20 protein-coding genes are annotated in these 25,083 nt (G+C 39.9%); 6 read left to right on the top strand and 14 right to left on the bottom strand.

Annotated elements, in window-relative coordinates; all coding sequences use genetic code 11:
• Nucleotides 1-17 precede the first annotated feature (17 nt).
• Entirely contained in the window at nucleotides 18-434 is a 417-nt protein-coding gene (locus ACOI22_RS01415; protein ID WP_420669455.1) for a DUF3429 domain-containing protein, read from the top strand.
• 56 nt (nucleotides 435-490) lie between these two features.
• Here ACOI22_RS01415 and ACOI22_RS01410 read toward each other — a convergent pair whose 3' ends face one another.
• Together ACOI22_RS01410 and ACOI22_RS01405 are read right to left on the bottom strand one after the other, a co-directional pair.
• Entirely contained in the window at nucleotides 491-1,945 is a 1,455-nt protein-coding gene (locus ACOI22_RS01410) for a phosphomannomutase CpsG (protein WP_420669453.1), read from the bottom strand.
• A gap of 146 nt (nucleotides 1,946-2,091) precedes the next feature.
• Complete coding sequence (locus ACOI22_RS01405; RefSeq protein WP_420669451.1) at nucleotides 2,092-2,916, bottom strand: pirin family protein; 825 nt, start codon at nucleotides 2,914-2,916, stop codon at nucleotides 2,092-2,094.
• Nucleotides 2,917-3,104: 188 nt separating this feature from the next.
• On the opposite strand from ACOI22_RS01405, the gene tcdA reads away from it, so the two are divergent.
• A complete protein-coding gene (gene tcdA / locus ACOI22_RS01400; protein ID WP_420669449.1) occupies nucleotides 3,105-3,881 on the top strand; it encodes a tRNA cyclic N6-threonylcarbamoyladenosine(37) synthase TcdA in 777 nt (258 codons plus the stop codon).
• Nucleotides 3,882-3,890: 9 nt separating this feature from the next.
• Here the strand turns inward: tcdA and ACOI22_RS01395 are convergent, their stop codons facing one another.
• Nucleotides 3,891-4,541, bottom strand: a complete 651-nt coding sequence (locus tag ACOI22_RS01395; protein ID WP_420669447.1) for a hypothetical protein — start codon at nucleotides 4,539-4,541, stop codon at nucleotides 3,891-3,893.
• A 109-nt stretch (nucleotides 4,542-4,650) separates the two neighbouring features.
• On the opposite strand from ACOI22_RS01395, the gene ACOI22_RS01390 reads away from it, so the two are divergent.
• Nucleotides 4,651-5,553, top strand: coding sequence for a LysR family transcriptional regulator (locus tag ACOI22_RS01390; protein ID WP_420669445.1), 903 nt, complete (start codon nucleotides 4,651-4,653; stop codon nucleotides 5,551-5,553).
• A 59-nt stretch (nucleotides 5,554-5,612) separates the two neighbouring features.
• A complete protein-coding gene (locus ACOI22_RS01385; protein ID WP_420669443.1) occupies nucleotides 5,613-6,023 on the top strand; it encodes a hypothetical protein in 411 nt (136 codons plus the stop codon).
• Nucleotides 6,024-6,038: 15 nt separating this feature from the next.
• Here ACOI22_RS01385 and ACOI22_RS01380 read toward each other — a convergent pair whose 3' ends face one another.
• From ACOI22_RS01380 to proB, 3 genes are all read right to left on the bottom strand, one after another.
• Entirely contained in the window at nucleotides 6,039-6,503 is a 465-nt protein-coding gene (locus tag ACOI22_RS01380; protein WP_420669441.1) for a DUF2919 family protein, read from the bottom strand.
• Between the two features lie 89 nt (nucleotides 6,504-6,592).
• Complete coding sequence (locus tag ACOI22_RS01375) at nucleotides 6,593-7,834, bottom strand: glutamate-5-semialdehyde dehydrogenase (protein WP_420669439.1); 1,242 nt, start codon at nucleotides 7,832-7,834, stop codon at nucleotides 6,593-6,595.
• Between the two features lies 1 nt (nucleotide 7,835).
• A complete protein-coding gene (gene proB / locus ACOI22_RS01370; protein WP_420669437.1) occupies nucleotides 7,836-8,939 on the bottom strand; it encodes a glutamate 5-kinase in 1,104 nt (367 codons plus the stop codon).
• Nucleotides 8,940-9,347: 408 nt separating this feature from the next.
• Between proB and rimO the strand changes: the two genes are divergently transcribed.
• A complete protein-coding gene (rimO, locus tag ACOI22_RS01365; protein WP_420669435.1) occupies nucleotides 9,348-10,793 on the top strand; it encodes a 30S ribosomal protein S12 methylthiotransferase RimO in 1,446 nt (481 codons plus the stop codon).
• A gap of 9 nt (nucleotides 10,794-10,802) precedes the next feature.
• On the opposite strand, the gene kdsB is transcribed toward rimO, so the two are convergent.
• The 5 genes from kdsB to ACOI22_RS01340 form a co-directional block, all read right to left on the bottom strand.
• The gene (gene kdsB / locus ACOI22_RS01360; RefSeq protein ID WP_420669433.1) at nucleotides 10,803-11,540 is read right to left on the bottom strand and encodes a 3-deoxy-manno-octulosonate cytidylyltransferase; all 738 of its coding nucleotides are present in this window, start codon (nucleotides 11,538-11,540) and stop codon (nucleotides 10,803-10,805) included.
• Between the two features lie 48 nt (nucleotides 11,541-11,588).
• Nucleotides 11,589-11,795 (bottom strand): Trm112 family protein, encoded by a 207-nt coding sequence (locus ACOI22_RS01355; protein WP_420669431.1) that lies wholly within the window; start codon nucleotides 11,793-11,795, stop codon nucleotides 11,589-11,591.
• Nucleotides 11,796-11,812: 17 nt separating this feature from the next.
• On the bottom strand, nucleotides 11,813-12,826 hold the full coding sequence (gene lpxK, locus ACOI22_RS01350) for a tetraacyldisaccharide 4'-kinase (RefSeq protein ID WP_420669429.1): 1,014 nt from the start codon (nucleotides 12,824-12,826) through the stop codon (nucleotides 11,813-11,815).
• Between the two features lie 9 nt (nucleotides 12,827-12,835).
• Complete coding sequence (msbA, locus tag ACOI22_RS01345; RefSeq protein ID WP_420669427.1) at nucleotides 12,836-14,608, bottom strand: lipid A export permease/ATP-binding protein MsbA; 1,773 nt, start codon at nucleotides 14,606-14,608, stop codon at nucleotides 12,836-12,838.
• 84 nt (nucleotides 14,609-14,692) lie between these two features.
• A complete protein-coding gene (locus ACOI22_RS01340) occupies nucleotides 14,693-16,996 on the bottom strand; it encodes a DNA internalization-related competence protein ComEC/Rec2 (protein WP_420672290.1) in 2,304 nt (767 codons plus the stop codon).
• 51 nt (nucleotides 16,997-17,047) lie between these two features.
• Here ACOI22_RS01340 and ACOI22_RS01335 point away from each other — a divergent pair, with 51 nt between their 5' ends.
• Nucleotides 17,048-17,575 (top strand): DUF2062 domain-containing protein, encoded by a 528-nt coding sequence (locus tag ACOI22_RS01335; RefSeq protein WP_420669425.1) that lies wholly within the window; start codon nucleotides 17,048-17,050, stop codon nucleotides 17,573-17,575.
• Between the two features lie 19 nt (nucleotides 17,576-17,594).
• On the opposite strand, the gene ligA is transcribed toward ACOI22_RS01335, so the two are convergent.
• The 3 genes from ligA to smc all read right to left on the bottom strand — a co-directional run bounded on the left by ligA (nucleotide 17,595) and on the right by smc (nucleotide 24,846).
• Nucleotides 17,595-19,631 carry an NAD-dependent DNA ligase LigA gene (gene ligA, locus ACOI22_RS01330; RefSeq protein WP_420669423.1) on the bottom strand — a complete coding sequence of 679 codons (2,037 nt, stop codon included), beginning with the start codon at nucleotides 19,629-19,631 and terminating at the stop codon, nucleotides 17,595-17,597.
• 98 nt (nucleotides 19,632-19,729) lie between these two features.
• Nucleotides 19,730-21,358, bottom strand: coding sequence for a cell division protein ZipA (zipA, locus tag ACOI22_RS01325; RefSeq protein ID WP_420669421.1), 1,629 nt, complete (start codon nucleotides 21,356-21,358; stop codon nucleotides 19,730-19,732).
• A gap of 20 nt (nucleotides 21,359-21,378) precedes the next feature.
• Nucleotides 21,379-24,846: a chromosome segregation protein SMC gene (gene smc / locus ACOI22_RS01320; protein WP_420669419.1), complete on the bottom strand. Its 3,468-nt coding sequence runs from the start codon at nucleotides 24,844-24,846 to the stop codon at nucleotides 21,379-21,381.
• Between the last annotated feature and the right edge of the window lie 237 nt (nucleotides 24,847-25,083).

The following is a 25,083-nucleotide window of genomic DNA, read 5'->3' as shown; positions in this document are numbered from 1 at the left end:
GCCTTACGGAGAAAATTATGCATTTTTCAGCTAAAGTTCTTGGATACGCGGGACTTTTACCCTTTATAGGCTTGCCGCTACTAATTGTTGCAGGGGCCTTGTCGTACTTTCAGGCTTATACTTATTTTGTGCAGTACTCAGCAATTATTTTGTCATTTTTTGGCGGGATACACTGGCTAGATGCGCTGCAAAATAGGCGCAAAGATCACCAGCTATACGTTGCAATGTTGCCAAGTATAGTTGCCTGGGTAGCACTTATATTCCTGGAAGGGAATTCTTTACTAAGCGCCCTTTCGGTCGCATATATCGGAGTGTTAATGTATGACAAATATGTATTAGCCTTGGAAAAAGATATTCTTTTAGACTACACCTACTTACGTACAATGCTTACTACCATAGTGGTTATAAGTCATTTGTTTATGGCTTATCTGTAATAAAAAAGGCGAATGTTGATTATACATTCGCCTTTTTTATTGATTTTTATAGCTCGTTAACCGCGTATTAATTGCTCTAATTCCGCCGTTTTTTCTTTCATTAGCGCCTCATCGTTTTTACTCTCAACGTTTAAGCGGATTACCGGCTCAGTATTAGATTTTCTTAAGTTAAAGCGCCATGTACCAAACTCCATTCCTATACCATCGGTTTTATCAACGACTTCAGCATTTGCTTGGTAATGTTCTATTATAGTCTTAATAGTTTTACCCGCATCTTCAACTCTATAGTTAATTTCACCTGATGACGGGAATAAGGCTATGCGCTCTTTTACTAATGAAGAAAGAGGCTTTTTAGTTTTGCAGAGTAATTCAGCTACTAATAACCATGGGATCATGCCTGAATCACAATAAGCAAAATCTCTAAAATAATGGTGTGCGCTCATTTCACCACCGTAAACCGCATCTTCTTTACGCATTCTTTCTTTAATGAACGCATGCCCCGTTTTAGATTTAATCGGCTTACCGCCAGCATTATTCACGATATCTTCTGTGTTCCAGAAAACGCGAGGGTCATATATGATCTTAGCCCCTTTATTTTTATCTAAAAATGCTTGAGCAAGCAATCCAACAATATAATAACCTTCAATAAATTCGCCTGTTTCATCAAACAAGAAACAACGGTCAAAATCGCCGTCCCAAGCAATACCCATATCTGCTTTATTATCTATTACAGCTTGTGCGGTATCTGCACGGTTTTCTGGTAAAAGAGGATTTGGAATACCATTAGGGAAATTACCGTCTGCTTCATGATGCACTTTGATAAATTCAACCGGCACGTTTTGATGTTTAAAAAATAATTCTATTGCATCAACAATATGACCTGCGCTGCCATTCCCCGCGTTAACTACTAACTTAAGTGGGCTTAATTTCGACACCGCAATATATTCATTTAAGTGCAGTATATAATCGTTTACGCAACTAATTCGCTCGTAAAGTTTAGTCTCTAATAGTTCAATTTCTTTTACTGAATGAGCGCCTTCAATAAAGGCTGCATCACTTACTATATCGCCGGAAGCAAAATGGCTAAGGCGAGAGCTGACTAAATTTTCATCATAAGATTCAGCTAATTCGCGAATAGCGTGTAGACCTGTATCACCACTGATGGGTACCGACCCGGCTTTAACCATTTTCATACCGTTGTAATCAATAGGATTGTGGCTTGCGGTAACCTCTATGCCGCCGTCAACCCCTAGATGTTTGGTCGCAAAATAAATTTCTTCGGTCCCTGCAGCGCCTATATCTGACACCTTCGCTCCGCCATCAATCAAACCCGCAGTAAGAGCAAGCTTTAAAGGTAGTGATGTTTTACGTGCATCGGCACCCACTACAACTGTTTTTGCTGTTAAGTATTCAGCAAAGGCTCTACCTACACGGTAGGCTACATTTTCATTTAATTGAGTAATTAACTCACCACGAATATCGTAAGCTTTAAAACAAGTGATTTTTGACATATTTATTTATAGATATATACAGTAAACAATAGAGTACTGGCAGTATAACAGAGAGATATTAAAATGAAACGTCGTAAATTTATCTTTAAAAAACAGTACTTAGTTTACATATATGATTTTAATAATAATCAGCTTAGCAGAAGTGCTTAGCTAAATGCCCCCGCCTGAAAATCCAAAATTGCTTGTTGAATTTCCTCTTTTGTGTTCATAACGAAAGGGCCATATTGTTCAATTGGTTCATTAATTGGTTGACCACTCAAAAAGATAAATTTGGCACTTTTACGTGTCACTATCTGTATCTTTTCGGTCAAATTGAGTACGCCTATTTCGCCTTTTGAAAGCAAACGCCCCGCTATAACAATACTCCCCTCATACACATATATGAATCCTGATTGCCCCAAGCATGTGCGAAACGATATCGTATCATCATAATTCATATGCATGTCGTAAAACTGAGTTTTCCGCAAATTATCTTTAACCGCTCCCTCAACGTCACGTAGCCTTCCCGCGATTACGCGTGCATGCGATTTATCACCAATACTTATTTCATTAATTTGCGCACTTAGAATATCTTGATAAGCTGGCTTAGACATTTTTTCGCTAGCGGGTAAATTAAGCCATAACTGAAAACCTCTCATGGTGCCTGCCGTTTGCATTGGCATTTCTTCGTGAATAATTCCCCTGCCTGCGTTCATCCACTGCACGCCACCATCTTCAATTATTCCCGTGTTTCCAACCGAATCTTTATGTTGCATTTTACCCGCTAGCATATAGGTAACGGTTTGAAATCCTCGGTGAGGATGTGCAGGAAATCCGGCTATGTAGTCTTGAGCTTGGTCTGAACCAAATTCATCTAACAATAAAAAAGGGTCTAAGCGCATCAATTGAGCCTGCCCAATTATTCTTTTTAACTTTACGCCTGCTCCATCAGAAACAGACTTACCTTTTAATATTGTCTTAATACTGCTCATCATTACCTCTAGATTTCAGTATTTGGAATAAATATTGGCCCAAATACTGAATTGTCGCTAACTAATTTGTTATCATGCCCGCATATTAAAGCATGCGTTTATCAAAATAATAAATGCGAAATTTTGCTAATTCCTTTCTATAAAATAGAATGGTTCACTTTATCTTAGTTACCGGATTACCATTACATATGTCATACCAAGAACGATTCTCTGGCTTAGCCCGTCTATATGGAGCTGAAGGGCTCAATAAAATTGCGTCAGCTAAAGTTTGTGTCATTGGTATTGGTGGTGTTGGCTCATGGGTAGTAGAAGCCTTAGCTCGAAGTGGTATGAACAATATTACTATGATTGATTTAGATGATGTGGCACTAAGCAATGTAAACCGCCAAATTCATGCGCTAAATTCAACACTCGATCAAAGTAAGATTGAAGTTATGCAGCATCGAGTAAAAGATATAAACCCTGACTGCCAAGTTTCATTGATTGAGGACTTTGTCACCGTAGAAAACGTAGTGGATTATATTCCTAGTAACGATGTTTTTGACGTAGTCATTGATGCAGCCGATAGCGTAAAAGCTAAAGCAGCTATAGTGGCAAGGTGTAAACGTTTAAAATTAAAAGTTATATGTATTGGCGGCGCCGGCGGCCAACTTGACCCACTACTTATTAACAAAGGTGACTTAGCCAAAACAATCCAAGACCCTCTTTTGGCTAAAGTACGTTCGCAGCTTCGCAGAGATTATAATTTTAGCACTAATCCCAAACGCAATTTTGGTGTTGAATGTATTTACTCAAGCGAACAATTAAAATACCCCTCGCCTGATGGCGGTATAACGCAAAGTAAACAGTCTAGCCAAGGTGCCAATAAAATGGACTGCACTACAGGGTTTGGCGCATTTGTGGGAGTAACCGCCACTTTTGGGCTTATTGCAGCATCACGCGCCATTGCATATATCACAAAGTAGAAAGTGTGTTTAATTGTATTGCTCACTATGTTCTTGGCGGTATTTTTTTACATCTAAATAAACTGCCACACACAGCCAAACGCCAATTAATGAAATAAGTAAAATGGTGTTTTCAGCCATAGCCATCACTTGCTCACTCAGCAAACTAGTGGCTGCAATAAGCAACAAATAATAAGGAAGATTTAGTAAGCCCGCTAGATACACAATTTTTCTTGCTCTGCCTTTTGCACCTTGAGAGAACATAAAAAACGCTAAAGAATTAATATGAATCATCGCCAATAAGAGTTGTTTCCATGACGGAGGCTGATCTTCTTCTGAGCGATGCTTAGTTGAAGCTTTTCCTAGCTCGTAATTTAATAAAGAACCTAAAGTAGCGGCTAAAACCATAGCTAAGGTTAAATACACGATATCAAGTGCAGTGGGTTTAGCGCCGACCACTAAAATAACCGCGAAAAACTGCCCGGGGAAATAGAATCCAATGTAAACAATAGCTTCTAATAGTATGATTAAAAAAATCACGCCATAAAATCCATCTTTAAATACATCATTAATTTCATTTAGCAAATCAGCGCCTGGTGGCACAATCTTAAAATGAACAAAAATGCTGATCATTGCCAATGCAATTAAAGCGCTAAAAGGTAGAAATGCGTTATATTTCAAAGTTTAATTCCTAAAAGTAATATATTGATTACTATGGTAAAACAAGGATAGTTCAGTTAAGGTAAATTACGTTTTTTTAATCATACTAAATATTCCATGAGGTTACGCTGTGTATCGCCCGAAAACAACATTAGAACAATGGCGTATATTACAAGCGGTGGTTGATCACGGCGGCTATGCACAAGCGGCTCAAGCACTCAATAAAAGTCAGTCTTCTTTAAACCATGCGGTATCGAAACTGCAAGTTCAGTTAGGTGTACAACTTTTACATGTAGTTGGGCGTAAAGCGCAGTTAAGTGAAGCGGGTGAAGTGATGCTTAGGCGCTCACGAGATTTAACTCAACATGTAGAATCGCTTGAACAGCTGGCCATCAACTTGCGCCAAGATTGGGAGCCTGAAATTACAATATGTGTAGACCTAGCCTACCCTCGTGAAGCTTTACTACCGGTATTAAAGCAATTTCAAACACAAAGTAGAGGCTCTCGTTTAAAAATTATTGATACCGTATTAACCGGAAGTGCCGAGGCGGTCAGCCATAAAAAAGCGGATTTAGTCATTTTAATGCATGTTCCTAAAGGGCACTTGGGCGAACCACTACAAACCGTTGACTTTGTTTTAGTTTGCCATCCCTTACACGAGCTTGCTAATGCAACAGGCCCACTTGATCCAAATGCACTCGCCCAACATCTTCAAATAGTAATTAAAGATACGTCGCAATCTCCCCACGAGGCATCAGGATGGTTAAAGTCAGAAAATCGATGGACGGTAAGCCAGTTTGACACTGCAGTTTCATTACTCATGGAGCAAATTGGCTTCTGCTGGCTACCAAAACACGTAGCTGCAAAGTATATTCATAACGGTAGTTTAAAAAAGCTGAAAGTTAAAGGCAGTGAATTTTTAAGAACAACTGCTTTTTTAGTATGCCCAAGCCCTGATGAAATAGGCCCTGGCACACAAATGTTAGCCGATTTAATTTTGCAAAACAGGAACCTTGAAGCCCCGTCTTTTTAAGCTTTACCTAGCTTTTAAATTCGCGAGAAACTAATTTAAATACAACAATAGTGAAAATAATGAAAAATGAAGAACTTGCTCAATTAATGAAAGATAGCGCCAACGATGCGGTCACTATAGCCAATGATGAATTTTCAATACCATTAGATTACAGTAAGCAAAGTATTTCGTTGGTAGATGATATTTTGCTTTCTTACTTAAAAAAATATCAAGATATTGCTTTAGATGACAAAGCGGTATTTACCATTTGTAATGTATATGGCGCATATGTGGGTGAAACGTTTAAAAAACTATGTGGTGGGCAGTGGTTTTACGATGAGAGCAACGTGGATGCCCCAGCGTTGTTTTTAGTTATTGGTGACCATTCATTTGCATTTGCAGGCATTTGTTACCAACGCTTGGTAAATAATGGTGATATGACCGTACTGGAATACTTTGAGCAGGCAATAAGCCAGCACACATCTCATTAATCGATGTGTTTAAACTTAAGGCGTTTTCCAGTCTATATAAGCGTCTTTTAAATAGCGGCTTTTTAAATGGTAGGAAATAAACAGCGATAGCAATACTAAGTTTAGCCCATGCGCCAAGGAATACTGAAAATGCGTTTGGGATAGAACGTAGGTTTGAACTGCTAAATCCAATAGAAGAGCAAGGCTGACTACTTTGCTCAGTAATGCAAACAAGTGATAGCGTTTACTTTCCCACAAACTGTTCCGCTTGCTAATGAGGTACAGGGCAAACAATGAGGGGATCATGGGGATTAATGATAAGTTGAAGTGTTCAGGCTGTGGATAAAACATCCGAATCAAAAGTTCACTATCTTCACGAAACGATAAAGAAACGATTAATATTAAAAGCCCTCTGCATACAAATAGAAGTGCTATATATAAAAGAAGGGGCGGTTTCATTCGCCCCCCTTCATCAAAACATTTTAAAGGATATTTCAACACTAGATAAAAAAGTCACAAGATTAGTTTGCTGCCAATGATACCTCAAAACTAAGTATTGAAACATTCCTCATCTATAATGAACTCACAACTTAGGCTCTTACCTGTCCGTCACCCACCACTAAGAATTTTTCAGTTGTTAATGCTTCTAAGCCCATTGGACCATAAGCATGGAGCTTACTTGTTGCAATACCTATTTCAGCCCCTAAGCCTAATTGGCTGCCATCAGAAAACCGTGATGATGCGTTTGTCATTACCACTGATGCATCAACACATTGTTGAAACAATAAGCTATTCGCTTCATCTTCAGTGCAAATAACTTCAGTATGGTTGCTGCCAAATTGATCAATGTGAGCAATTGCGCCATCAATATCATTTACTGTTTTAACCGCCAACTCTAAACCTAAGTACTCTTGCCCAAAGTCATTCTGTTTTAAAATAGTGGCGTTATCAAAATAAGGGGCACTCGTTTCACATGCGTTTATTTTAACTTTATGTTTAGCTAGCGCATCTTTCGCTAGCGGCAAAAAAGTATCTTTTATAGCTTCGTGAACAACTAAGCCTTCAAGTGCATTACACACACCGGTTCTTTGAGTTTTACCATTGAGTAAAATATCGAGGGATTTTTGTAAATCAGCATGCTCATCTACGTATAAGTGACAAACGCCCTTAAAGTGTTGTATCACCGGCACCAAACTGTTTTCCGTAACAAAGTTGATTAACCCTTCACCGCCACGAGGAATAATTACGTCAATGTAGTCTTTTTGCTGCATGAGTTCCATCATATATTCGCGTGCTGGATCAGGCACAACCGAAATTAACGCTTCGGGTAAATTATGTGCGCGTAATACTTCGTGCATCACGCTTGCAATTGCTTTAGACGAATGCAGGGCTTCTTTTCCGCCACGCAAAATAACACTATTGCCCGACTTAAAGCATAAAGCGCCTGCATCAGCAGTTACATTTGGGCGCGCTTCATAAATCATGCAAACCACGCCTAAAGGAATATTTACTTTACTAATTTGTAATCCATTTGGGCGAGTCGTTACTTCACGTTTTTTACCTACTGGGTCAGGCAAAGAAGCAACTGTTTCAAGCCCAGCGGCCATATCATTAATTCTATCAGCATTAAGTAACAACCTATCTAACATAGAATCAGGCAAGTTATTGACTTTTGCGTGCTCCATATCAGCTTTGTTGGCGTCTAAAATAGCTGAAGTATTTTCTTTCAAGGCTTTAGCCATATCTAGTAATACTGTGTTTTTTTCTTGCTCTGATAAACGTAATAATACGCGAGCTGCAATTTTGGCTTGTTTCGATAATTCGCGAATCATATTATTGGGTTCCTAGTACGGCAATGTGCTCATCAGATATTATTGAATCGGTAAGTAAAGATGAATTGTCATCGAGTTTGTCTCGAATGTCTTTATCGGCTAAATAATTAAGCAAACAACTACTGTAATTTGTTTTTGCTTTAGCCAACTTTTTGCCAGAATCGTTTTTAACCATAATGGTGTCACCTACTGAAAACTCACCATTGATAGCCAATAAGCTACTGCTCGTTAAGGTATCTTGAATATCACCTAGTTCCATGTCGGCTTCATCAACAATCACTTCACCACGGGCTTTTGAAGTGTGAGTTCGCCAATGAATTGCTGAAGAAACAGGTTTGTTAAATGCTACAAAATGCGTACCTGGATTGCTGTTGTCGAGCAACAATTCAAAGTTTTTCCCATTGAAAGCATCTAAAATGTAAGTATCAATACCATGGCTAGTTGCCTTTTCTGCGGCTTCAATTTTAGTGCGCATGCCACCGGTTCCAGTACTACTAACGGCACCTGTTGCCATTAAATATGTAGAAGATGTAATTTTGTCAACGGTTTTGATGAGTTTTGCATCATCATGGCTATGAGGATTTTTATCATATAGGCCTGCTACATCAGTACATAAAATAAGTGTATCAGCACCAATTGAAGTGGCCACCATCGCTGATAAATTATCGTTATCACCTACTTTGCGATCATCAGAAGTAACCGTGTCATTCTCGTTTACTACGGGCATTACGCCATGCTCTAAGCAAGCCTCAAGCGTATCTTTAATGCTTATGTAACGTTCGCGGTGGCTTAAGTCATCGTTTGTGAGTAATAATTGCGCGGTTGGGAAGTCGAAAAGTCTATCCCAAAGTTTCATCATGCTTGTTTGCCCTGTTGCTGCCATTGCCTTTTTTAAGGTTTTAGACATTTCAGGTGCATCAAACCACTTTTTACCAGCAGCTACTGAGCCAGATGAAACCAATACAACTTGTTTGCCTAATTGCCTACATTTTACAATGAATTGAGCAATAGCTAGAAGGTTATGCGGGCTGCATCCGGTATTATTTGGAGCAATTAACGCACTACCCACTTTTATTACTACGCGCTTTTTATCACTAAACGACATACTTCCTCTTTATTTAACGGTGAATTATGAGAACAATTAATTAGTGTTCTACTTAATATTATGACGCTTTCCACTAGAAACTGCAACGAATGAGACGAAATAATACACACTTACTCTATAATCGGCTGTATTTGCAGGGTCTTTAACAATTTAAATACAATAAGTTAATGAAAATTAGAACCAGTTCTATTATTTATATTTCTAATTAATATAATAAAAGCTATTTGTGGCTTTAGATGGGTATATTTCTTCTTAATACTCAATTACAGCTATAGTGAAAAAGTTGAGGCTAACATGTATAATCAGCGCCATTATGCTACAACGCCACTTTTAAACGGTGACTTGTAGCTTCGTAGCAAGACTAAGTTCCGGCTATTTATCTTCTTCAAACAGGCACAACAAACACTCATGAGCGTTAAAACATATAAACCGCAACAAACTACGACATTAGAAACGTCAAAGAAATCCTTAGAAGATTACGAGCAGAAAATTGCCGTTAAAACCATGCCTGATGGCCTAGGCACAAGTAATCAAAGCACAGGATCACGCATTGGTTTCGTTAGCCTTGGCTGCCCCAAAAATCTTGTTGATTCGGAGCGTATTCTTACGCAATTGCGCACTGAAGGTTATGACGTTACTAACAGCTATGAAGATGCCGACATGGTGATTGTAAACACCTGTGGATTCATTGATTCGGCGGTGCAAGAATCACTTGATACAATTGGTGAAGCTTTAACAGAGAACGGAAAGGTACTGGTTACAGGTTGCTTAGGCGCCAAGAAAGATGAAATTATTGAATTGCATCCTAACGTATTGGGTGTGACCGGCCCTCACGCCTACGATGAAGTATTGTCACAGGTTCACGAGCATGTTGCTAAACCAAAGCACAACCCACTAATAGATTTAGTACCTGACCACGGCGTTAAGCTTACGCCCAAACATTATGCATATTTGAAAATTTCAGAGGGCTGCAACCATAGATGCACCTTTTGTATCATTCCGTCAATGCGCGGTGATCTAGATTCACGCCAAGTAGGCGACGTTCTAGGTGAAGCTAAGCGTTTAGTCAACGCGGGTGTAAAAGAGTTACTGGTAATTTCCCAAGATACCTCAGCCTATGGCGTTGACGTGAAGCATAAAACCGATTTTTGGGAAGGCATGCCGGTAAAAACGCATATGCAGCAGCTGTGCGAGGAGTTGGGCAAACAAGGTGTGTGGGTTCGCTTGCACTATGTATACCCCTATCCTCATGTAGACAAACTCATTCCTTTAATGGCCGAAGGTAAAATTTTACCCTATTTAGATATTCCTTTTCAGCACGCCAACAAGCGCATTCTAAAGCTAATGAAGCGTCCTGGCAGCTCAGATAGAGTCTTAGAACGTATTAAGCAGTGGCGAGAAGTATGCCCTGAGCTAGTGATTCGCTCAACGTTTATAGTGGGTTTCCCTGGTGAAACAGAAGAAGAGTTTAACGAGTTGTTGGACTTTTTAGAAGAAGCACAACTTGATCGCGTAGGTTGTTTTAAGTATTCACCTGTTGAAGGCGCTAAAGCCAACGACTTACCTGACCATGTACCTGATGAAGTAATGGAAGATAGGTTGCAACGTTTTATGGCTGTGCAAGCACAAATTAGTGCACAAAAGCTGCAATCACGTATTGGTCAAGAATACTTAATATTAATTGATGAAGTCACAGATATTGGTGCTGTGGGCCGTTCTTACATGGACGCGCCAGAAATTGATGGCAAAGTTTACTTAAGTGATGAATTTGACGTGACGCCGGGTGAACAAGTTTGGGTTCAAATTATTCACGCCAACGAACACGATTTATGGGGTGTTAGAGTAGAAGACTAAGCCTTACGCTCAAGCATTTAAACGCGCCAAGTCTTCCGGGGTATCTACCCCGTGAGGCGGCGCGGCATGAGCTTGTTCAACGTGTATATCATAGCCGTGATACAAGACTCTGAGTTGCTCTAGCGATTCAATTGTTTCATAAGCACTTGGCGCTAACGTAATATACTTGTGAATAAACCCCGCATTGTAAGCATATATACCAACATGCCTAAAGTAGTTGTTTGCTTGCATGTGTTGCGTATTTTGCACCCAATTTCTATCAAAAGGAATGGGGGCACGTGAAAAGTAAAGCGCTTTGCCGTTTTGTGCGAACACTACTTTAACCACATTTGCGTTATCTATATCACTACGTTGTGATATTGGAAAGCACAAGGTTGCCATTTGCATCGCGCTTTCATTTAAGTTTTGCGCTACTTGTTGTATGTTTTCGGGTGGAATAAAGGGTTCATCACCCTGCACATTAACAACCGTGGTATTGTCATCAATGTTGAGCTTAGTTAGTACCTCGGCAATTCGCTCTGTCCCTGATTCATGGTTATTTGCGGTATAGCACACTTTTCCACCAAAACTTTCAACAATATCACCAATCCTTTGATCATCGGTTGCCACAATCACATCATCAGCACCAGCTTCTAAAGCGCGTTCATAAACGTGCTGAATCATGGGCTTGCCTTTAATCAAAGCTAAAGGTTTACCGGGGAATCGAGTTGACCCGTATCGAGCCGGAATAATAACGACAAAAGACATACTATATCCTTATGAATAACAATGTTTAATTAGCATGGTACTGAAATGTTACTTCAGCGACTCATATTCGCTTAAGCTTATTTCACGCGCTTCGGTTTCAAGCAATACAGGGATATTGTCTTTTATTGCATAGGCAAGTTTATCAAATTTGCATACCAATTCTTGCTCAGATCGCTCGGGTAACGTGGTTAATACAAGTTGCCCTTTACAGACTGGGCAAGCAATGATATCGAGTAACTTTTTATCAAAAGCCATGTTTTCTCCGTTTCGAATTATTTATAAGTTTCTTGTGCGAGTTTGGTTTGTAAAAACGCATAAAAGGTTTCGGGTAATACTGCATTTACCTGCAAATACCAGCAATCACTATGCGCAATATTGGCGCATTTAATTGCGTCTTTCTCTGTCATAAGCACAGTATATCCTGATGGGACATCGCTTGCTTGAAAATGATGGTGGTCAGGTAGCGAAATTTCCTTGCTTGGCATAATTCCGATATTGTGCAAAGTGCTAAAAAAACGCTTAGGATCACCAATACCCGCCAAGGCGGCTACATTTTTGCCTTCTAAACTGAAATCTTGAAGGCTTCTTCGTTCATTACTCGCAACATTGACCCAACTCGTCGCTTTTAGCGCCATAGTAAATAACGGAGAACGCACCGAACTTAACTTATTCACCAGCGCGTTTTCTTCTTCATTTGCATTTAATATGCAAGCGTCAACCGAATTTAAACGCCACGCTCCTTCACGTAATGGGCCCATTGGAAGCAAATAGCCATTTCCTATACCGCGCTTATCAAGAACACACAATTCAATACTGCGTGCTAAAGCGTAGTGTTGTAAGCCGTCATCACAAATAATTACACTCGCTTTCGTATGCTGTTCAATGTATTCACTGCCGCGCGCCCGCTTTGGGTCAATTACAATAGGGCAATTTAAGCGTTTCGCCATAAGCGCAGGTTCATCGCCTACTACACTGGGCTTACAACGCGGTGTTAATAAGTGAGGGAATGTAGTTTGTGAACCGCCATAGCCTCGCGATAATACTGCAGGTGTGTGGCCTTGTGACTGCAAATACTCTACCAGCGCCAAGGTAACGGGTGTTTTGCCATTGCCGCCAACACTTATATTCCCTACAATTATTACCGGCAGCCGTGAGCGCTTAATGCGCTTAAAACCTAATTTAAAAGACGCTCTGCGCAAGCTAGATATACACCAAAACAATAAAGTGAATGGCGCTAAGATCCACACCCATTTTTGTTTTGTATACCACGCGTTTTGAAGACTCATGATGTGCGTCTAAATATCTGCTGAGAACTGCATGTCGTGCAAGGTTTTGTACATACCACCTTTTGCTAACAATGATTGATGATCACCCATTTCAAGTACCTCACCTTGTTCAACCACCATAATCACATCTGCGTTTTCAATGGTTGATAAACGATGCGCCACCACAATCGAAGTACGGGTACGCTGCAATTCATCCAAAGCGTGTTGAATAAATTTTTCTGATTCGGTATCAAGGGCTGAAGTAGCTTCATCTAAAATTAGAATGGGCGCATCGGCTAAAATGGCTCTTGCAATTGCGATTCTTTGTCGCTGACCGCCTGATAGCATTAAACCATTTTCACCTACTAAGGTATCAAACCCATTCTCTTGCTGTTCTACAAAATCTGTTACGTGCGCTATTTTGGCAGCTTCAATAATTTGCTCTCGGCTCACTTCTTCCTGCTTGCCATAAGCGATGTTATTGGCAATAGTGTCATTAAATAACACTACCTGTTGGGATACTAAAGCGAATTGTTTACGAATGCTTCTTAAACTAATGTCATTTGTGTTTACGCCGTCTAGCAAAATTTCACCTGAATCCGGAGCGTAAAAGCGGGTTAACAAACTAGAAAGTGTTGATTTGCCACTACCCGAACGCCCCACTAATGCAATAGTTTGCCCCGGCTTAACGTCAAAACTAACATTTTTAATGGCAGGGCTTTTTTTACTTGGATAAGTAAAAGTAACATTTTTTAAACTGATCGCGCCTTTGGATTTACCTAAGTCAATTTTACCTGTGTCTTTTTCGTTCTCTTGATCAAGTATTTCAAAAATGCTTCCGCAGGCGGCCATACCTTTTTGAAACTGAGTATTTACCGTGGTGAGCGCTTTCAAAGGTTTTAGTAGCATCACCATAAATAGCACTACTTTTATAAAGATTCCCGGGGTTAATTCTTCAACCATGCTAGGCAAACTAGCCGCATAGAGTACAAATGCTAAAGCAATTGAGGCTATTATTTGTATACTTGAAACGCTAAGTATTTGTGAAGTTACGAGCTTCATATTTTGTAAGCGATTTTGATTGTTTTTTTGCTCAAATTTGCTGGCCTCTAAGGCTTGAGCGTCACTCATCAATACCACTTTATGGCCTTTTACAGCCTCTTCAACACTAGAGGTTAAAGACCCCATTGCTTGTTGAATAGCTTTACTGACCTTACGAAATCGTTTACTTACAAAAGTAACAATCACGGCCACCAATGGGCCTATTAATAGAAATATAATAGACAATTTCCATGAGGCAATAAACATAGCGACTATTAAACCCACTACAAACATACCTTCACGTACTAAAGTTAGTAAGGCTTTTCCTGAAGCAGCTCGCACCTGTTCAGTGTCATAAATTATTTTGGAGATTAAGCTGCCCGACGAATGATGATCATGAAATTCAACTGGCAAATGAATGAATTTATCAAACAGTTCTTGGCGCATCTTTTTAACCACTTGTGTGCCAATATATTCAAGTGTGTAAGTGCCCATAAAGTTAAAGACTCCACGAAGAATGAACAGCGGCACAATGAAATAAGCAGCCAACTTTAGAAAGTCGTAATCACCGTCACGAAGGCTATTGTCAATAAGTGGCTCAATTTGTGATAACACATACACATCAACTAAGGCATAGCCAATCATGCCTATAATAGAAATAAGAAAAAGGAATCGGAAAGGTTTGATGTACTTGAGAAAACGACTCACCGTTACGCGAGACTTTGGTTCAAGTGGATCAGAGGCTACATTATTTTTTGGCATAAACTACGCATGTTATTAAATCTTTGCATATTCTACCTAATTTCCAATAGATACACTAACTTATTGCTTTGCCTATGACTAATTTCACATCTTATTACTGGCTTCACTTGGGGCCTTGAAATACCAGCGCTTGAATTCATCTGTCCGATATCGGCTCATGTTTATGCCTTTGGGTGAAAAATTAAAAGTGATTTGGCCATCAGTGCCTGTGGTTGCCTTATAAGCACCTACATTGGTGTATCGCTTCAGTACCAAGGAATGCGGGAAGCCCCAGCGGTTTGCGAAGCCAGATGTAAACACCACATATTCAGGCTCAACCGCCGCCACAAAAGGCGCAGTAGATGAGCTTATACTGCCATGATGCGGGGCCAATAAAACTGACGCATTTAACTCATTTTTTGTATATTTCGCCAGCATAGCTTGCTCAGTTGGCTTTTCAATATCACCACTTAATAATACTGAATGGTGGCCATCATCAATTTTAATCACACAACTGTGTGAGTTCTCTTCACCTGATACTGATTTAAGTGGCCACAAAATAGTAAAGCTCAAGCCTTGCCAAATAAAGTTATTTCCTGCATTGCAGACATCCAAAGGGCTTATTACGTCTTTAATTGATAAATTATTCAGTAAAATTTGCCTACCTCCCGCATGGTCATTATCAAGATGGCTCAACACTAATTTATCAATAGGCGGGTAACCCTTACTTTTGAAGTATGGCATTAGCACCGCCTCTGCCATGCTAAACGAACCTTTGAAAGACGGGCCAGTATCGTAGACTAAATAGGCGTTATTGCTTTGGATCACCATGGCACTTCCCTGCCCCACATCAAATACGCTCAATTGCCATTGGCCCTGTTTCGGCTTTTCATTATTCAATATTACAAAGGTGAAAAGCGTGAGTATCGACGAAGCAATTAACGGCACTCGCGCTTTTGTGTTAGGTAGTAGCACTAAAAGCGCTAATAAAGCACCTAACATAATTATTACACTGTTTATGGCATAAGACGCTGTATCAAGCGCTTCGTAGCGCTGAAACTGACTAAGAACATCAACGGTAAATTCAAATATGCCATCAATAAGCAATAAAATGCCGTGAACTTGGAAACCAAAAGCAATAAGCGCTGCGCATAAAAGGCACAATGGAACTAAAATCAGGCTTACAATGGGGATGGCAAATATATTCGCGAATAAGGATATATATGGGATGGAGTCAAATGCCAGTGCGGTCATGGGAATAGTGCTAATGGATAAAAACACTTGTAGTGCGAAACCATATGCAAATACACGCCACACTGTTGATACCTTGTTTGAGCGATTATTCAATGGCCAACGCCACATAAAAAACCAAATGAGGCATACTGCAATAAAACTAAACCAAAAACTCATACCCAATGGGGCAAAAGGGAAAAGCAGTATAAATATGCTTAACAAACTTAGTATACTTGCTTGCCAGCGCCAAAACAGCCCCATAAGGATGAGTAAAGCAATTACGGCCAAGCCAATTAATGCTCGCAAAACAGGTATTTGAAAGCCAGCGAAATATGCATAAATAATACAAACACCTAACGATAAAATGAAATGTAATGGTTTGCGGTTTATTTGTATGCCGCAGTGAGATAGCATCGTTGCACGAGCTAGGAATAACCCTTTATTGACCAGCAACATAACACTAAAAACAATACCTAAGTGCATTCCCGATATGGCAAAAAGATGCGCAGTTCCGGTATTTTGCAATAACTGCCAATCTTGTGGCTCTAATAAACTACGCTCACCATACATAAGGGCCAACACCCACTTCTGCATGGGTAAATTATAGTTGAGCAAGTTATCTATATTGGCTTGGCGATAAGAAACACTATTATTGATTAAGGTGTTTGAGGGACTCGCTTTCACGTAGGCCGTTGCCACAATATTTTGGCTAACCAACCACTTTTGATAATTAAATCCAGCTTTATTTGCCAGCCCTACTGGGCGTTTCAGTTTTACAAATAAGCGCCACTGCTGCCCTTGTTTAAGCTCTTTTAATGGTTTAAACCACGACACCCTAATACGTGGCGTAAAGATTAATTCACGCTTACCGACTTTGGACGCTTTAAAATTAAAGTAACTTGATTCTGTATCACCGCTTTGTTTTGACACAATACTGTCAACAAATCCTTCTACAATTACGTTTTGTTGGTAGTATTTGGAAGGCAATTGCCAGTGAAGATAGTAGTTTGCGGCCAATGTTGCCCAAACCAGTCCTAAGATACCCCCGCAGACCAAAAATAAGGACCTATACCTAAGTAGAAGAAATAATATCAATATGATTAACGCAAGCAGTGAAATTTTCGGCAAATTAGGCCATAATGCACTGCTCAGGAATATACTAGTAAATCCCAGCATTAATTTTTCACTAACCGTCATCTTTAGGAACCCATAAAAGCCGTACTCATTATGCCGAAAAAGTTTATCCGACGTTATTTACCTGATCACAATAAAGTTAAAACAAACAAGTCTTTAAAAATGTTTGGCTCTTTATTGCATGACCCAAATTTATGGCATTTAAATAGACGCTCAGCGAAAGGAGCGTTTGCGATTGGTTTATTTTTTGCGTTTTGGCCAGTACCATTTCAAATGGTATTTGCCGCAGCCCTCGCAATCCCATTTAGAGTGAATTTACCTTTATCAGTAGCCGCTGTGTGGATCACTAACCCGCTCACTATGCCTCCTATATATTACTCGGCTTATTTGTTGGGAAGTACTGTACTTGGGACTGAAATGACTGACTTTAAATTTCAGTTAAGTTGGACATGGCTAAGTGAATCTATTACTACTATAGGCCCTGCATTTGTAGTGGGTTGTGCAATATGCTCGGTGGTGTTTGCCGCTATAGGATATTTTGGACTAGATTGGGTGTGGAAAAGCTCTGTGGCCAGAGCTTGGAGAAAAAGAGCGCACGCAAAACGTGTAAATAAAGATTAATGATTGTTACTTAGCCTAGCTATAAGCTGGCTAAGTAATCAACAAAAGCTTGTTCATCCCAGGTTTCAATCCCTAATTCACTGGCTTTCGTTAGCTTAGAGCCCGCTTTCTCACCCGCCACTAATAAATCAGTTTTAGCTGAAATACTGCCTGAAACTTTAGCGCCTAAGTCTTGTAGTTTTGCTTTTGCTTCAGCACGCCCCATTTGTTGTAGTGTGCCGGTTAACACAACCGTTTTACCTAGCATTGGCTGAGCATCTGCACTAGGCGGTGTTATGTCAGGCCAGTTAACACCTGCGCTAAGTAGCTTTTCAATAATAACTACGTTGGCTGGTTCATTAAAAAATTCATAAATATGCGTGGCAACAATAGCCCCTACATCCTGTACATCTTTCAATGCTTCTTCGTTAGCGGCTATAATTTTTTCTAAGCTTAAAAAATGCAAGGCTAAGTTACGCGCCGTAGATTCACCTACTTCGCGTATGCCTAATGAATATAAAAATTTAGCTAAGCTCGTACTTTTAGCAGCATCAATTGAGCGCAGTAGATTAACCGCAGATTTATCCCCGAAGCGTTCTAAGCTCACTAAGGGGCTGAGTGTTAATTTAAAAATATCAGAGGGATCTTTTATCAGTTCTGCATCAACTAATTGGTCAACAATTTTGTCACCTAAACCTTCGATATCGAAAGCTTTACGCGACGCAAAATGCTTAATAGCCTGTTTGCGCTGAGCTGAGCATACAAGTCCGCCGGTACAACGAATTACGGCTTCATTTTCAATTCGTTCAACATGAGAGTTACACTCAGGGCAATGACTCGGAAACTCTATATCTTTGGCTGTTTCAGGGCGTTTATCCAATATTACAGACACAATTTGTGGAATCACGTCACCTGCCCTTCTAATAACAACCGTGTCGCCAATTTTTATCCCTAAACGAGCTATTTCATCTTGGTTATGCAAGGTGGCATTAGATACGGTAACCCCGCCTACAAACACCGGTTCTAATCGTGCTACAGGCGTAATTGCGCCGGTTCTACCCACTTGAAACTCAACATCATTAAGCACGGTTAACTCTTCTTGAGCAGGAAATTTTTGCGCCATCGCCCACCTAGGAGCTTTAGATACAAAACCCAAGCGTTGCTGTAACGCAATGTCATTTACTTTGAATACTACGCCATCTATGTCGTAGCTTAGGTCATTTCTTAATTCACCTATTTTTCTAAAGTAATCTAAACAAGCCTGTGCGCCTTTAGCAACGCTAGTTTCTTTGCACAAAGGCAAACCCAACTTACCAAGGTAGGCCAACCGTTCACTATGGCTACTAGTATCACTAATTTCACCGCCTTCTAGCACGCCTAAAGAGTATGCATACATTCGCAGAGGCCTTGCCGCTGTCACTTTAGAATCAAGCTGTCGTAAACTGCCAGCAGCTGCATTTCTCGGATTAGCAAAAGGTTTCTCTCCCTTCTCCTTTTGGCTAAGATTAAGTTCGTCAAAGCCCTGCTTTGGCATAAACACTTCACCGCGAACTTCAATTCTTGAAGGAATATTTTGAGAACGAAGCTTAAGCGGTACATTCGCTATCGTCTTTACGTTCTCAGTTATGTTTTCACCAACTTGGCCATCTCCCCGAGTAGCCGCCTGAATCAACACGCCGTTTTCATACAATATAGAAACGGCCAAACCATCTAATTTTGGTTCACAAGCAAACTCAATAGTGTCCTTAGAATTTAAGCGGTCTTGAACGCGGGTTTCGAAGTTAAACAAATCATCGTCTTCAAAACCATTATCTAACGACAACATAGGCATTTCATGTTCAATTTGCTCAAACTTTGATAATGCTTTTCCACCCACTTTTTGGCTAGGCGAATCTGCTGTTTTTAGCTCAGGATGTTTTGTCTCAAGTTGTATCAATTCTCGCATTAGGCGATCGTATTCAATATCAGGCACACTTGGGTCGTCTAATACGTAATACTGATAATTAAAATCTTCTATAGATTGCTTAAGGCGATGAATATCAGCTTCAGCTGACTGGTTTGAACTATTTTCAGACATAAAAACTATTTACTTAAAATATAATTGTTAAAAAAAGCAAGGGCTCATAATTGAACGCTTGCCTCTTAGGTTAGTGTCAACTCAATGAAAAATATAAGCTAGCGGCTTAATCTTTTACGCTCAAATTCGCGAATTCGTTCTACATATTGTTGTACGCTTTGTTTGCTTAAAACGACTTTGTTACCATCAAGTATTCTACAGTCGAACTCTTCTGATAACTTTCTAGCGGCATTATGCATCATATTGAATACTTGCTGAGCATCACCATCAATAGGCAACATCATAAACAACGATAAGCCCAAGGTTGAGAAGTTTTCGATGTTATCAATGTCAAAATTGCCAGGTTTAAGCATATTTGCCAAGCTAAATAAGATTGGGCCCTTGCCGTTAGTATTTACATGGCGATGAAAAATTTCGTGTTCGCCAAATTTAAACCCTAATGTTAATAACATTGGCAATAAGGCGGCACCTTCTATAGGGCTGTTCTTATCGGCTTTTACGTTAAGTACTAATACAACTGGATCACCCGTGTAAGCTTCTTTTTCCACAATCGGCTCTTTGGGTTTGTCTTCAATGTGATGATGGTCATCATGTCCAATTAAATCTAGCTGTTCTTCACGAACAATAGGCTTGCTCTCTTTTCGATCAAAATCAATACGCATCTGATCTTCTTCGCTATCTTTAATAACGGGCTCTTTGCGCAGTTTATCAGAAACTGACTTTTTATTTCGTCGCACAAAGCGTTTAGCTTGTTCAGCAAAACTTAACTCTTTTTCAACGCCAGGCTTATTAGGGTCTTTTACAGGCGCTTGCGGCCCTTCTTGAATATTTAAGCTAAACTCAGGGGCTTTTTCATCCCCTGAATATAGCGGTGTTTCGTAAATAGGCTCAACCGTTGGCGCTGTTTGAGCGGGTTTTGTTTGTTCGCTTTGCGCAGGCTCTATGGGTTTATCACTTTCTTCTTGGTCAATATCAGCAGGGGTAGGCTCTAAAGCCGACTCGTCACTTTGTTTTTTTAATAAAAACTCTGGCGGCTGTCCAATATCTTCACTGAGTATATCTTTAGCAATACTAGGTTTGTGGAATTCAGGTTTAGGCTGCGTTACCACGTTTGAGTACATGGGAGCTACTTTAACTTCCGATTTCACTTCTGTTTGAGCACTATCTTGTTGCGATGACTCTGTGTCAGACACATTTTCGTTTAGCACAGTAGAATCATTAACGCCGTCAACTTTGTCACTCTGATCGCTTGGCTCAAACTCACTTGCTTGTGCAATGGGCTTTGCTGGTTCTTGCTTTTCATGTTCGGCGTCATTCGAGGTATATTCCCCTGCAACTGGCGCAAAATCTTCACCCTCGCCTATTTGCCCTGCACCAACATTTTGTTTAAACGCATTTTCATCGCTTAATTCAGTGTCTACTTTATTTAACGATTCGCTAGTTTCGGATTGCTCTATTGGCTCAACAAAAGGCATATCACTTTCTTTTTGTTCGCTCTTAGGATTGAAAACAACTCGAGCTTTGCCTACGCCTACGTCATCATATAAAGGCACGTCGGCATCTAGGTCATCTTCATGCTCAAATCCTGGTTCCCAGTTTTTTGATTCAAAACTGGCACGCGTCGACTTTTTGCTATTTTTGCGAATAGTCCAAATTCCATGTAACAGCACGCCGCCTATCACGGCAATACCAATTATAAATAATGTGAATCTAATATCTTCCTGCATTATTGCCCTTTATTTTTATATTATTCTGCAATTGCCAAAGCCTGTTCCATATCTACCGCAACCATGCGCGATACACCCGGTTCAGCCATTGTCACACCGGTTAAATGGGTCGCCATCTCCATTGCAATCTTATTGTGGGTGATGTAAATAAATTGAACTGATTTAGACATTTCTGAAACCAATCGACAAAATCTTCCCACATTAGCATCGTCTAACGGTGCATCTACTTCATCAAGCAAACAAAACGGTGCTGGATTTAATCTAAATATAGCAAACACCAATGATAATGCGGTTAGCGCTTTTTCTCCACCAGATAATAGATGAATTGTACTATTTTTCTTCCCAGGTGGCCTTGCCATTATTGTAACCCCTGTTTCTAACAGGTCATCGCCGGTTAAATCAAGGTAAGCCGAGCCTCCGCCAAACACTTTGGGAAATAACATTTTTAAATCCCCATTTACTTGGTCAAACGTATATTTAAAACGAGTACGCGTTTCCTTATCAATCTTTCGCATGGCAGTTTCAAGGGTATCAAGGGCTTGAGTAAGGTCATCATTTTGATCATCTAAATGCTTTTTGCGTTCAAATTGTTGCTCATATTCTTCAACCGCTGCTAAGTTCACGGCGCCTAATCTAGATAAACTTTGCACTACTTTATCAAGTTTACTTTGCCAAAGTTTTTCTTCAGCCTGTTCATCTAGAGTAGCAATAATGTCTTTCACTGACTGCGATAATTCAGCTAGTTGCTCAATATGCGATTGGGCTCGCACCTTTGTGGTTTCACTTTGAATACGCAAGCTCGCAATTTCTGCTTTTATCTTATCCATTTTTGCAACTATACCGTGTTGCCCTTTTTCTAAATCCGCAATATCGCTTTCTATTTTTTCCAAGCTCACTCTCGCCGTTTCTAATTTTGCTCGGTGTTGCTCTTGTTCAAGCAATAGGCTTTGCAGCTTTTGTTCTTGCTCGTGACTTGGCATATTCAAATCTTCAGCTTCTTCTTGCAGCATTGCTAGTTTTTCTTGGTTTGCGATTAAGCTAGTTTGCTTACTTGCGGTTTGTTCTTGCAATACGGTAATGCTATTTTGTAGTTGCTGATACAACAGTGCGTGTTGATGTAGTTTAGCTTGCAGCTGATTGAACTGAATTTGAGTATTTTGCTGCTGTTGCTGCAAATTATCGCTTTCGTGTTGGTTTTGTGAGCGATTATCTTCTAAAAGCGCTAGCTCTTCACTTAACTCTTCAACTTGTTCAGTGACGGTTTCTAATAACATCGCTTCTTGCTCTAGTTCAATTTCTTGCTTGCTAATATCTTGTAAAAGCCTATCGTTGCGTTTTGCAAACTGGCTCTGCTGAAACACTAAGTTTTTGTGTTCCAGTTCATATTTTTGTACCTGCACCTTCGCTTCTTGCAAAATATTGCTTTGCGCTATTTGTGCACTTGCCAAACTTGCTTCTTGCTCAACTAAGGCTGCTAACTTCAGGTTTGCCTCTTCAAGTTCAGGTGTTAATTGCTGCAATGTTTGCGAAAGCTGATCTATTTGTGCTTTACGCAGCACCTTAGTATCACTTTGTTTGGCAAAAATAATACTCGAAGGCGTGAGTATAGTGCCATCTTTGGTCACCACCTTTTGAACATTGCCACCTTCATTTATTTTATCTAAAGCATCAACTACTGTGTCGCACACAAAAATATGGTTTGTAAATTCTGGCACCGCGTCATTTAATATAACCGACGCTAAACTCCCCTCAGTTTTTTTACGAATAAAATTTTCATCAAACAATATAGGCGGCGAATTGTGAGGAAGTTTTGTTAGCAAGTTAACGGTTAAACTGGTGTTTAACACTGAACCTTCTTGAATTTCTTGAAAGGCAGCATCCAATGCTTTTTCGTAACCTGGCTTAACTGAGAAGTACTCCCAACAAGCTTTGGCGCTGTCTAATTGCAAATTTTCTAGAACACCATTAATACCCGCCGGTAGAACCTGCATATCTTCTAACGTTTGTTTCTTAGTAGTAATGCCTAATACTTGAGCTTCTTGTGATGACACAAGCTTTCTTTGTTCAGATAATTGACTTCTATGACGAGCTTGATCATCTGATAATTGTTGCCAATTCGTTTGTGCTAACTCAGCTTGCAACATTGCGTCTTCTAAACTACTTTCGGTTTGCGCGAGGCTAAGCTCTATATCAGCAATATTTTGCTCACTAAGCTCTTGGTTTAACTCTACAATACGTGTGTTTAGGCGTTGTTGAATAGCTAGACTTTGTTGAATTTGGCCGTGCTTTTGCTGCAATACCTGTTTTTTACTATGGTAAATATCGTCATCTGATTTGCTCTCTCGCAAGAAAGCCTGCAACTTTTCATCAACTTCATGCTTTATATTTTCAAGTTCAAACACTTGCTCTTCAAGTAGTTCTTTTTGCGGCTCTGCATCTAACAATTTCACTTTAGTTTGTTCTAACTCTCGGTTTAACTGTTCTACATTTATAGTTAAAGCGCTCTCAGCCTGTTTCAGCTGAGCAACTTCTGATTGAATTTGTGTTAAACGTTTTTGTGCAAATAATTGTGACTGTTCAAGCTTGGTTATTTCCGTACCTGTATTAAATACTGTTTGCTGAATATCATCAATTTGCTGTTTTACCATTAGTTGATCATTCTTTAAGGCATGCAAGCCCGATTCATCACCTTGTTGGCTGCTGCTTAGGCTATCTAATTCAATGTTTTTTTCGTCAATTTGCTGCTGTAAATTAGCTTGCTGCTTGCTTTGTGCTAACCATTTAATGGTTGCTAGTTCGGCTTTGAGTGTGCGTTCCTCTTGCTTGAGTTCTTTGTAGCGAGTTGCCGCAATCGCTTGGCGCTTTAACTTGGCAATTTGATCACCGAGTTCTTGACGAACATCTTCTAGCCTATCAAGGTTTTCCTTTGTGTGAGCAATGCGTGTTTGCGTTTCTTTGCGGCGCTCTTTGTATTTGGAAATTCCAGCGGCTTCTTCTATAAATACACGTAAATCTTGAGGTTTAGATTCAATTAATTTTGAGATCATGCCTTGTTCAATAATGGCATAACTTCTTGGGCCTAAGCCTGTTCCTAAAAACAAGTCAGTAATATCTCGACGCCTGCATTTGGCGCTATTTAGAAAATAACTCGATACCGCATCTTTCGTTACAAGGCGCTTGACTGAAATTTCGTTGAAAGCTGCAAATTCACCTTGAATACGACCCGAGCTATTATCAAACACTAATTCAACAGAGCATTGCGAAACAGGTTTGCGCGCACTGGAGCCATTAAAAATGACGTCAGTCATAGAATCACCGCGCAGATTTTTAGCTGAAGATTCACCTAGTACCCATCTGACCGCGTCAATTACATTTGATTTCCCACAGCCATTTGGACCCACAACCGCAGTCATATCCCCTGGAAAAGGAATATTGGTTGGATCAACAAAGGATTTAAACCCTGCTAGACGGATCTTTTTGAGTCGCATGTAATTATTATTATGGTTCGATTATTCAGTTATTTTAAGCGTTTACCACTTTATAAAGTAAACTTCGCACAATTCAAATAGGTATTTATATAGTGTAGATCATAGCGTGTTCAAACACCAATATTGGCCTTATAGCGCGGTAAATTTGTTCATTGACACACTTTGTGACGATTTGTGACTAGCTCTCGTGTTTGACTACCTTTATAATTTGCATCAATTATTACAGCCTTATGCTGT

It is taken from the genome of Glaciecola sp. 2405UD65-10 (genome assembly GCF_048820975.1).
In the GTDB taxonomy this organism is placed as follows: Bacteria; Pseudomonadota; Gammaproteobacteria; order Enterobacterales; family Alteromonadaceae; genus Glaciecola.
The sequence above is the reverse complement of the archived record's forward strand: the minus strand, read 5'-3'. Positions and strand labels throughout refer to the sequence as shown.